We start from the raw sequence: 11,623 nt of genomic DNA, 5'->3' as shown, positions 1-11,623 counted from the left end.
TTCCCTTTCTCAAAATAAAACACCCAATCCGTTGGATTCATTTACGGATTGGGTGTTTTTTATATTTCTAATTTTGTAAGTTTCTAGAACGTTTATGTCCTAAGCTCTTTAATTCTATAAAATTAGATTTTCGAACTTACGACTAACCTCGCCTACTTTATTTTGATTCCCTACTTCTCTAAAGTATAGAATGGCTTTTTGATACATTTCAATTGCTTTCTTTCTATTTTTTAATGAAACATATAAATCTGCAAAGTTGTTAAATCCTTCACCCATAATTTCAAAATCATATCTCATTACGTTAGCTTCCAGGTCTCTTAGTAACATCATTGCTTCATAATCATTACCTGCTTCTATAAAATTGCTCACGCGATTAATGCCATTATTTATGTACATCTTAAACTAAACTCCTTTTATCCCTATCTATATTAGCTATATCATTGTAATATCTATGTTTACTAAATACAAGTTAACTAAATAAAAACTGTCTACAAGCATAGAGTTTTGTAGACAGTTTAAATTAATTAACATTTAGTTGAATGGCTTTACTCGTTAAAGGGGCAAATTCGTCATAAATATCAATTAGCTTTGCTTTTTCATTATTCCAATTATATATTTCTTTAGCATGCTTAGTATTCTCACTCAAACTATTTCTCAATGCCTCATCTTTTACCAACTTATTAACTGCTCGTGCAATGTCAGCTGCATTGTGAGGATCAACTACTACTCCTGTTTTTGTTTCATTTACAACTTTTTTAATTTCTGGAAAGTCACAACTTATTACAGGAACATGTGCCATCATATATTCAAATAATTTATTTGAACTGGCGGAATAATGATTGAAACATATATTTTGCAATACTTGAAAGCCTAAATAAGCTTCTCTTGTATAGGACGGTAATTCTTGAAATGGCACTTTATCTAAAAAGTGTATTCTATGAGCTTCGGAAGAATTTTTGCTAAGGTTTTTTAATTCTTGTGTTAATTTTCCGCCACCTATAAATAATAAGTGTCCTTCTTCAATATCATCCATTGCTTTAATCACTAATTCCAGTCCTCTACCTTGTTGTAGTCCACCTTGATATAACAATATTTTTTCATCTTCATTTATACCGATTTTATGATGTAAATTAATTTTCGGTTTAGTGTGTATATCATATTTTTCAGAGTAGTTATACAGCGTTTTAGGATAAAAACCATAAATTTCTTCGTTATATGATGCTCTTGTATGATTTTCTACAATCATTTGATCAACAAATTTTAACATAAATGATTCGATTCTTTTGATGCGTTCTTTATTATAACCTGTTCTATCAGATTGTACTTCATGACTATCATATATAAGTGGTTTAGGTTTTAATCGTAATTTCGAACAAACAATTGCTTGTGGTAATGTATTTAAATCATTTGCATGATAAATATCAGCATTTTGTATATAGCCTTTGACAATCATTCGAGTAATAATCGCACCGTTGATAAACCATTTTCTCATTTTTTTAATTTTTATCATTCCAGCTGCAAGAACGAGCGACATGAAATATGCAGCCATTAAAGTAAAACTAATAAAAAATAAACTTGGGATAATTGCTACTTGAACGCCAGCTACTACTAGTGAAAATTTCTTTCCGTGATCTTGATAAGCTTGCAACATCCAAGGATACCTTTTAACTCTATGTACTCTAAATGATTTTGAAATTTCTTCATAGGCAGAGATTACTGGATTCTTAGGATCATCAATTGCTATTAAATCTACTTCATAACCACGTTCAGCTAAAGTTGTACATTCTCTATTAACTCTTGCATCATTTGTGAAATGATTCCATACAAACATTGTGACTTTTTTCATTTTCCAACCTCATTCTATATGATTTATAGTATACCTACTTGGAACAATAGTATATATAACCATGCTACACTCATTAAACCAATCATTGCCAATAAGCCAGTTGGCCTTTTCTCTTTATGAATAATTGAATCATCCACTACTTTTTCACGTTGTTGTTGAATTTTAATTCGTTTATAATCTAATTGTTCGTTTTTAGATTTCTTTTTGACTTTCTGAATTAATTGAACATATCTTTCAATAATTTCATTCACTTCACCGTAAGCAACCATTTCCCCATAATGTATCCAAATCGCTTTTTTACACATTTTTTTAATTTGACCAGCAGAATGAGATACAAAAAATATCGTTTTGCCTTGTTCTTGCAGTTCATGCATTTTATCGATACATTTGTTTGAAAAAGTTTCGTCTCCTACTGATAAAGCTTCATCTACTATTAAGATATCTGGATCTGTATGAATTGCTATAGCAAACCCTAATCTAGATTTCATACCACTAGAATAAGATTTTAAAGGTTGATATATAAATTCATCTAACTCACTAAATTGCACGATATCATTAAATTTTTCATTGATTTCTTTTTGGGGCATACCGTGCATTAGACATTTATAATGAATGTTTTCCTCACCTGTAAAATCAGGGTTCAATCCAGCGCCGATAGCAATTAAAGATGGTTTTCCGTTAGTATATACATTACCAGATGAAGGCTCAATCACTCCACCTAAAATATTAGACAGCGTCGACTTTCCAGAACCATTTAATCCAATAATACCTACTGAAGTACCTTCTTCTACTTCAAACGTTATATCGTGTAAAGCATAATAAGGCTTTGATTTATAACTTAAGCCAAAAGTAAATAACGATAACAATTTATCTTTTTTATTTACATTCAAGTCATAAACTTTCGAGACATTTTCACATTTAATTTTGTATGTTTTTGTCATCTTCATCACCTTTTCTTAAAAACGTAATTAGCTTTTCAATATTATCTTCCCAAATTAAATGTTCATCTCGATATTTCTTTGCATTATTTTCTTTATTCAATAAAGATTGTTTATCATTTTTTAAAGTCTCTATCTCATTAACAATTGTTGTAATTGAAGCTTGTTTTCGAGCAAACCCTAAATCGTATTTTTGAATAATAGCTTCAGTAGGACCGCTTATATTGGATATTGGCGGTGTTCCTACACCTATAGAATCTATAATTTTACCAGGCATCACATTCATAAAAACATCTGAAGATTCCAATATTGAAAGTGATACGTGGTGTTTAGCTATTTCAGTTAAACAGTCTATACGATCCATTGGCTTTCTTATTTGAATATATGCACAATCTTTTACAGCTTGTCTAAATTTAGCAGCTTGTACGCCATATACGATTGCTGTTACATATATTTGTTTGTCATTCAAAGCTTTACATATGGATATTAATTTATCGACATCTTGTGCATATCCTATATTTCCTGTATATATTACGCTAAAATCATCACATTTTTCTTCAATAACTAATTCACTTTTTGAAATCCCATTAGGCAAGTAAAAAATGGGCGTTTTATTTTCTAATCTATTTTGAATATGTGCTCTAAATGCTTCGTTGTTTATGACAATTTTATCGGCAGAATTATACATTTTCTTTTCTAAAAATTTTAAAAGTGGCATAAATAAACTAATGTTAATATGTTTCAATCCATTTACACTGTCTGGCCATAAATCTCTAATTTCTAACACGTATGTCGGGCGCTTTGCTTGTTTGAAAAAAAGTGTTGCCCAAGCAAGAAATATATTTGGACTTGAAACATATACAATATCATAATCTTCCTTATGCATTTTAAGAAACACTTTTAATCTTATATATTGTTCCATATAGTAAACTAATCTCATTACAAAATTACTATTTTGTTTATTTCCATGCATTTTCATGCGTATAATTTTACTTTTTTCTAACTCATTTAAAGAATGATCAGTAAAATATGTATCATCATCAAATAAGTTTTGGTTCGGGTATGTTGGTTCAGTTGTTAACATTGTCGGATCTGAGCCTTTCAGTTTAAAAGCTTTAAACATCATTTTCATTCTGTTTGCTGCAGATCCGAGTTCTGGATAAAAGTTTTGTGAAATCATTAATAATTTCTTAGTCATATTATGAACACCCTATAAGTAGTCTAGTAATTTCCTTTTGAATCTTGAATGAATCAATGAACCAATTAACAATAATATAATTGTAATTAACCAAAAGTATAAATGATCATGCCATTGTCCATATATTGATACATTTCCATGAACAAATGCTGTTCTATATACACCTACTAAATAAGCAAATGGATTTAAGCTCGCTAATTTTTGCAAAATACCATGCGCCTCTTCCATGGCCCAAAAAATAGGTGTCATAAAGAATAACATTCTTATAACATTTTGAAGTAAATTTTTAGTATCTCTAATGACAATTATTAAAGTACTCATTATGAGTGATATACCGAAAATAATCGCATAAGATGCAATTAAAAAGTAAATGAACCAGAAATAGTGCCACCATGGTACATAACCATTAACAAGTGAAATGACAAATAGTATTGATGAAGTAATCATCAGATTAATCATATTGTTCGTTAATGCTATCGAGATAAATATTGAGGATGGAAACCTCATCTTCGATAAAAGCCCCACATTACCTTGTATGGCAGCTGCACCAGTATTAATTCCTTGTGAAATAAATAACCAAGGGAAGAGACCTGATATTAAATGTACTAAAAATGGTACACCCACTACTTGTGCATGAGCATCTCCTCTTAAACCTAAACCAAACACAAGATAATAAACGGTCACTTGTAAAATCGGTTGTAATATATTCCAAAACACGCCAAGATAATGATTGGCGTATTGACTTTTCATATTATAAATTGCAAGTTTGAAAATTTTAGGTAAATTATTAAATTGTTCTTTAAAGATTTCAGTAACTATCTTCATATTATAACGACCTACTTGATTTTGATTTTTTATTTTTCTATAATTTCAAATTCTGAAGCATTGATCCACGATGACTTTTCAAAATTTTTACTTGCATATACTGAAATTATTTTTGTCTCTTGAGGACTGAACGTTAAATCATATCCATTTAAGCTTAAATCTACTAAATCGATCGTATCATTTTCTACATCAAAGTAGATTATGCCTCTACCATTTGTATTGTTATAAAAAGTTTTAATTTCAATTTTTCGAATGTTATTTGATTTATTTGTTAATACTAGCTGTTTTTTATCAACTTTACTAAATTCATTTGAAAGTGCCCTGAACCTAGTTTCATTTAATTTAATATATTGATAAAAATCCTTACTTTCTATTACAATATTTTCTAAGTTACTTATCCGCTCATCTAATTGTTCTTTTAAATGAATCACTTTATCTTCTAAAGTGTCACTATTGTTTACTTGAAAATAATTTAAGATTGGCCAATTGTTTTGAACAATTAATTTATGTAGCTGTTGATCTTGTTTATCTGAGTCATTTATATTAAGTAATTCAAACAGAATATGCCTTGTGTTTATTAAACTAAATACATCTAAATAACCGTCACTTTCTTGAATGATGCCACTGTGCCATCCATTCATTCTTGATTCGTAATATAAAATTTCAAATGGATGATAACCAGATTGTATTGTTTTATCCAAATCGTTTCTAACGATGAAGTCCGACAAATATTTCGTCACCAGCTCATCATCAATCGGAAAATCTTTTGCCCATTTTTTTATAGCACTCTTATAAGGGAAAAAAGAATCTCGATTTTGAATGTTTTTTGGAATAATACCTTTAGCCAATTCAAAAATTGTCGATTTTAAATGTATGACATTTTTAAAGTCATTATTTTCACTATAGTAATTAATAAGTTTTATACTGTGGCTCGTTTCATATAAATCATAATCTTCATTTAACTTAGGTTTTATCGGTAAGTTGTCCATATTAAATAATGTATGGTTTAAATTTAAATTAGATGCAAGCTTTTGTGCTATTAATTCATCTATACGATATATTTGAGCTACTGCATTATTTTCTAATTCTTCTATATTTTTCGTATAAGTGAAAAAATTGACCCTATCCGTATGATCTTTAATATAAGACAATGATACTTTTGAGTCATGACCAGCAGTGACAGAGCACAATACCTTCTTATCTAGCCCAAATAAATATTTAACCGATTCTTTTATCTCATTGTCTATTAAACTGTATACATCTTCAGCCGATTTTTCTTCATAAGATTTAATCGGATAAATTCTTTTAATTTTTTGCTGCGTCATGTTCAACCTTGTATTTGCATTAAATTTATAAATGTTTTTGTATTTACTATAGTCTAAAAAGCCATTTGATTTATAAGCAATTTGTTCACAATCAATGTTATAAAGCTGTTCAATCAATTGTTTTAATAGCTCTGAATGACTAGCATATACAGGCAAGTCAGCGTGATAATACAGTGATAAAAATGATGTTGCATCATTATAAATGTATAATTGTTCATCGCATTCTAAAAACAATGCATATCTACCATTATAAAAACTCATCTCTTCTAGAAATTCATATGAATCTATTTCGTGTGATAATAATTGAGAGAATATTTCATCATAATTCAATTCACTATTTTTAGTGTGAACTAAATGACCAAACATCACAACTTTTGCTCCACTCATCGAATCTTGGTAATCATCTAAGTCATCAGAAAAATATACTTTATAATCATGGAATTCTACATTTTTTTGATAGTATTCATGGTTAACCGAGAATTGATTGGGATACACCATATATGCTTTATGAAACTTTGTTAGTACATGATTCATCATATTCCCCCCTTATTTTCATACACGAATCGTTTACTGAACTTCTTTTTTCAGATTTTCAATATATTGAATTAAATCGTGATCATCTGGACGTTTATATTGATCATATAAACTATAAATTTCTAAAAATCTTTCAACCGCTTCTTTTCTTTCATCAGCCTTAACTTTCTCAAGTCTTGGTAAATACCAACCTTTCACATAGAAGTTAAATCTATGTTCTAAATATGAATTAAGCAGTCCATGTTTTTCATAAAATGGAATTCTTTCAATTTCTAATGCATAATACTTATCAAATAATTTTTTAGAAATTGAATTCGTTACAGAACCTGACACTGCTGCATAATACATGTGAATGACATCCGTAACTGCTTTTACTTTTTTAGAATTAATCATCAATTCTTGGAAGAATAGCGTATCCTGACCTGCTGCACCTTCAATCATTTGTATTTCATTATCTTTAATAATATTCGATTTAATCACTAAAGCTTGAATACTTTGTGCACGTAATCCACATTTTTTCATGTATTTCTTTGGATCTTCAATTAATAAATTTCCATCATTATATTTCATTACTGTTCCAGCATAATTAAACAACGCTCTACGCTTGTTGTCTTCTTTAATAATATTTCCGACAACCATATCTACATCTTTATTCGTCTCAATTTCTTCTAATAATGTTGCATAACCATCACCTGTAGCTTCATTGTCAGGATCAAGATAAGTCATATATTCAGTCGTTGCAAGTTCCGCCCCTTTATTTCTTGGTCTTGATGCACTGCCTGATCCTTGATCATAAGCGTAATACACAATATCCGGGAACCTTCTTCTCAATCTGTTAATAATAGAAATTGTTTCTGAATCCGTACTGCCATCATTAACAAAAATAATTTCCATTTCATCAAAAATTGATGACCTTCTTAAACTACGCATACATTTGTCTTCTAAGTATGTCCCATTATTATGAATAGGAATGATAACACTTAATTTTTTCTTTTGATGATTTTGACCATATAAATTATCTTGGTAAATTTCGGATTGATCTAAATTGTATCCATTATTTGAATGAGATACATTTAAATTTTCATCTACAATATTTTTATGATACATAGTTAAATATTTATCTTTTGCTTCCTCGATATATTGGTGCGCCTCGTGTTGTTGATCTTTAGTAACAAAATCGACATCAACATATTTAAAAGCGGATAATAAATCTTCTAAATAGTATTCTTCATATTCAATAGAATCTTTCATGAAAGTAACGAATTCATATTGGCTTATGTCATCTACTTTTTGTTTATCTTCAATAACATCAAACTGTACGTATAGTTGGCGATTCAATATATCATTCATTTTATCTGTTAATTGATCTACAATGACTAATACTTTTTGTTCTTGTTGAGTTGGTTTAATATCTATATGCGCCAAGACTTCATCTAATCTATGATAAGTTGTGCTGTCTCTCATGACACTTCTAATGCTCTTCGCCTGCATATCTTCAATTTCATATTCTTTATATTGATTCATAATTGGAGCGACATCACTTTTATGATTAATCATGAATACGTTAGGAAATTGATTATTAACACCTACTGAATAATTAGATAATATTAAATTACCAAAAGCTTGTAATTCAAAAATTCTGTTAGCAAACATTGTTTCTGAATATTTAACTGAATTTACATTTACTGCCCATCGATATACTTTATGTAATCTCATTAGCTCATTATGATCAATTGGCATTGTTAAAAATGGAATATATTTCATTGGAAACTGATAACGGGATCTTCTTAACGGTAAATTTCTATCAATTATCGTTAAATCATTTTCATTATTAATTAACTCATCAAAAATCCTTGCTGATTCTTGGTTTCTGACTGGATATTTTTCAGTCCAACTTCCTGCAAATATAACATCATTTTTAAACGATTTATTATATTGGCTTCTAGAACCAACCGGATTATGATAATGAGGATTAATACCAAACTGAAGGACATGAACGTTGTCATTTTGACAATATGCTTTGTAATCATCTACAACCTCTTCAGCAGAAGTTAAAATAATATCACATTCCGTTGCAATATCTTTGTATAAATGGAAATTAACCGGATCTTCTTTTGAATAAAATACAATTGGAATATTTAGCTTTTTAGCCTTTTGAATACCTTCTATTAGCATTCTTCTCTTCTCACTATTAACAGATGCTAGACCTGTCCAACTGCCATCTATGCCTCTCCAAGCAGTTGCAACAATTAATACATCCATATCGTTACTGAGCGAAGTGAATTCACTATCTATATACACGATATTACCTATATCTTTAAACGAGTTATATAAAAATTCATCAGCGATTAATCCAACTTTATATTTGTTTTTCACAAATGATCTCGATTCATTAGAATCGTTTAATTTCGAGATGTGTTGTTGATGATTATCAAGGAAATCTAATTTCGATTCATCAGCAACTTTTTTATAATAGTTATGATGATTCGTATAATCTTTCACTTTTTTCAATTTGTATAATCCATACATATAATCTTGTTCCACAATATCCAACACTTCTTCTAGTTGTTCAACTTTAGTTTTATCATCAAAGTTAACTAATTCTTCTTTCGTTGTTTGAAGTGCATTGTTGTTTTCAAGCTTTGTTGGTTTATTTGAAGACATTACGATTTCCTCCTATTTCTCCAACCCCAGTATTTTGTTTGGATTTTTCCTAATTTAGAATTTCTCAAATTATGATATAATCTTTCATACTGCAATTTATCTTCTTTTTTATTACTTTTTTGTAATGTAATATTCTCATTTATTAAACGCACAATAGCGGATTTAGATTCTTTTCTTTCCTCTTGAAAGTTAGTAATCATATCTAATTGTTCCAGTTCTAACTCATTATAATCCTCATAACTACTGCTTTCTAAAGCATCAATAAATTGACTATCCATTAAATCAGAAAAATTTATCCAATATTTTTTCTTTTTGATGATGACTCTTGCTGAACGCGCTTTTAAAAATACCATATCGATACTCACGTTATTAAAATCGAACTGTTCTTCATCTAAAGAAAGTTCAATCGTTTTATTCTTCGCACTGTCTTGATAAAAAATAGTAGAATCTTCTATAGCTGCTTTAGTGTTTACCATGACAGCTCTATCAATATCTTTTGTGTGCACAAATCCAGTAAATGTACCTTTATTAAATATGGCTTCTAAAATTTCACCCTCATATAAATATAAAGCTCTAGATGAAAAGTTTTTTTCTTGGAATAACAAGTTATAGTCTACTTTAAAACCTAACGCTCTATTTATTTGTGGCGTTGTAAAGTTTGTTAAATCTACTCTTATTGTATCGATAGGTTTTGAAATTAATTTGATAGAGTTATTTAATTTAGTCCATCCAATAATATTCGAACCTCTCACAATCAGACCGTAAAGTTCGCTTTCAATTTCTTTAACTGAAATAACTTTTAAAGCTTTGTTTAAATAATCAGAAGCGTGTCCTACTGTAATTTCATCATTATCCACATCACAAATCTCTTGATTTTCTGGTTCTATTAAAATAATTTGAAAGCTTAATCCGCTTTGAATAAATGGATTTTTTACGTCAATCATACGAAGACCCCTCAATCTTTACTTATTAAATGAATACGCTACTTCTTTTCCGAATGTATATAAATTACCGTAGTTATAATACTTAACTTGTTCAAATTTAGTTTGAACAACATTTTTAGTATCAAATATAATTTTATCTTTCATGCCATCAAAGTCTTGATCAACTAACGTTTTAAATTCTGAATGGTCGCTTAATATTAAGACAAGTGAGGCATCTTTAACTGCTTTCTTAACATCTTTTTCAACAAAACCTAATTCAACGTGTGGATCATAAGCTTCAATAATCAGATTTTCTTCTTTTCTCAAATCATTATAAATATCGAATGCAGGTGACTCTCTTACATCATCTACATCTCCTTTGTAAGTTAAACCAAATACGACTATTTTATTGCCATTTAATGTTTCTAATATTTTTTTAGATTCTTCAATAACATATTGAGGCATTGAGCGATTAATACGTCTGCCTTCTTGAATTAATGTCGTAGTCTCTGGCGCTTTTGCAATAATAAAGTATGGATCAACTGCTAGACAATGACCACCAACACCTGGGCCTGGTAAATGAATGTTTACACGAGGATGTTTATTCGCCATTTTAATCACTTCTAGTACATTGATATCTAATTGATTACATACCATAGCTAATTCATTCGCTAGTGCTATATTTAAATCTCGATAAGTATTTTCCATAAGCTTACTCATTTCAGCTGTCTTAGCGTTTGTTTCAATCATTTCGCCTTGAACAAATGTGCCATAAACTTCTTTACCAGCTTCGACACATGCCGGAGTAATACCACCAATAATTCTATTATTATGAATCAGTTCATGTAATATTTTTCCTGGCAACACTCTTTCAGGACAATGTACTAAGAATATATCTTTCCCAATTTCAAAACCTTGGCTCTCAAGATATGGTTTAACATGATCATCTGTAGTTCTTGGTGCAATTGTCGATTCAACAATTACAGTATTTCCTTTTTCTAAAAATGGAACGATAGATTCTACTGCACCCATAACTAATGAAATATCACATGATTCATATTGATCATCATTATTTGGAGTTGGTACTGCAATAATAAATGCATCAGCTTTTTCAGGTGATAAACTTGCTTTAAATTTATTTTGAGATAGTACTTCCTCATATGCTTCTTGTAAACCTGGCTCTTCAATATGAATTTGACCATTATTTAATTTATCTACTGCTTCTTTATTTATATCTACACCTACAACGTCTACACCATGTTTCGCAAACATAATTGAGGTTGGTAATCCAATGTATCCTAAACCAATAGTAGTTAATTTCATATTATATCCATCCTTTTATAATTAAATTGTTAAGCTATTACTTTTGT

General features: G+C 29.4%; 9 protein-coding genes. All 9 read right to left on the bottom strand.

Features of this window, described 5'->3' with window-relative positions; genetic code table 11:
• Positions 1 to 114 precede the first annotated feature (114 nt).
• Complete coding sequence (locus LQ598_RS11205; protein WP_107558992.1) at positions 115 to 396, bottom strand: hypothetical protein; 282 nt, start codon at positions 394 to 396, stop codon at positions 115 to 117.
• Between the two features lie 124 nt (positions 397 to 520).
• A complete protein-coding gene (locus tag LQ598_RS11200; protein ID WP_239745518.1) occupies positions 521 to 1,846 on the bottom strand; it encodes a glycosyltransferase in 1,326 nt (441 codons plus the stop codon).
• 23 nt (positions 1,847 to 1,869) lie between these two features.
• Positions 1,870 to 2,712, bottom strand: a complete 843-nt coding sequence (locus LQ598_RS11195; RefSeq protein WP_371868269.1) for an ABC transporter ATP-binding protein — start codon at positions 2,710 to 2,712, stop codon at positions 1,870 to 1,872.
• A 52-nt stretch (positions 2,713 to 2,764) separates the two neighbouring features.
• Positions 2,765 to 3,982 (bottom strand): glycosyltransferase family 4 protein, encoded by a 1,218-nt coding sequence (locus tag LQ598_RS11190; protein WP_107558990.1) that lies wholly within the window; start codon positions 3,980 to 3,982, stop codon positions 2,765 to 2,767.
• Between the two features lie 12 nt (positions 3,983 to 3,994).
• Positions 3,995 to 4,807, bottom strand: coding sequence for an ABC transporter permease (locus LQ598_RS11185; protein WP_239745516.1), 813 nt, complete (start codon positions 4,805 to 4,807; stop codon positions 3,995 to 3,997).
• Between the two features lie 29 nt (positions 4,808 to 4,836).
• On the bottom strand, positions 4,837 to 6,666 hold the full coding sequence (locus tag LQ598_RS11180) for a hypothetical protein (protein ID WP_239745515.1): 1,830 nt from the start codon (positions 6,664 to 6,666) through the stop codon (positions 4,837 to 4,839).
• Between the two features lie 33 nt (positions 6,667 to 6,699).
• Positions 6,700 to 9,330, bottom strand: a complete 2,631-nt coding sequence (locus LQ598_RS11175; RefSeq protein WP_107559552.1) for a glycosyltransferase — start codon at positions 9,328 to 9,330, stop codon at positions 6,700 to 6,702.
• On the bottom strand, positions 9,330 to 10,274 hold the full coding sequence (locus tag LQ598_RS11170; RefSeq protein WP_107592991.1) for a hypothetical protein: 945 nt from the start codon (positions 10,272 to 10,274) through the stop codon (positions 9,330 to 9,332). The genes LQ598_RS11175 and LQ598_RS11170 overlap by 1 nt, the downstream gene beginning before the upstream one ends.
• Positions 10,275 to 10,292: 18 nt before the next feature.
• Complete coding sequence (locus LQ598_RS11165) at positions 10,293 to 11,576, bottom strand: nucleotide sugar dehydrogenase (RefSeq protein ID WP_192978030.1); 1,284 nt, start codon at positions 11,574 to 11,576, stop codon at positions 10,293 to 10,295.
• Positions 11,577 to 11,623: the final 47 nt, after the last annotated feature.

Source organism: Mammaliicoccus sp. F-M27 (assembly GCF_022387115.1).
Taxonomy (GTDB): Bacteria; Bacillota; Bacilli; order Staphylococcales; family Staphylococcaceae; genus Mammaliicoccus; species Mammaliicoccus vitulinus.
The sequence above is the reverse complement of the archived record's forward strand: the minus strand, read 5'-3'. Positions and strand labels throughout refer to the sequence as shown.

Bases quoted from the DNA above. Each gene is read 5' to 3' on its own strand.
- LQ598_RS11200 (WP_239745518.1), bottom strand. From the start codon at position 1,846: ATGAAAAAAGTCACAATGTTTGTATGGAATCATTTCACAAATGATGCA.
- LQ598_RS11190 (WP_107558990.1), bottom strand. From the start codon at position 3,982: ATGACTAAGAAATTATTAATGATTTCACAAAACTTTTATCCAGAACTC.
- LQ598_RS11205 (WP_107558992.1), bottom strand. From the start codon at position 396: ATGTACATAAATAATGGCATTAATCGCGTGAGCAATTTTATAGAAGCA.
- LQ598_RS11170 (WP_107592991.1), bottom strand. From the start codon at position 10,274: ATGATTGACGTAAAAAATCCATTTATTCAAAGCGGATTAAGCTTTCAA.
- LQ598_RS11180 (WP_239745515.1), bottom strand. From the start codon at position 6,666: ATGAATCATGTACTAACAAAGTTTCATAAAGCATATATGGTGTATCCC.
- LQ598_RS11165 (WP_192978030.1), bottom strand. From the start codon at position 11,576: ATGAAATTAACTACTATTGGTTTAGGATACATTGGATTACCAACCTCA.
- LQ598_RS11185 (WP_239745516.1), bottom strand. From the start codon at position 4,807: ATGAAGATAGTTACTGAAATCTTTAAAGAACAATTTAATAATTTACCT.
- LQ598_RS11175 (WP_107559552.1), bottom strand. From the start codon at position 9,330: ATGTCTTCAAATAAACCAACAAAGCTTGAAAACAACAATGCACTTCAA.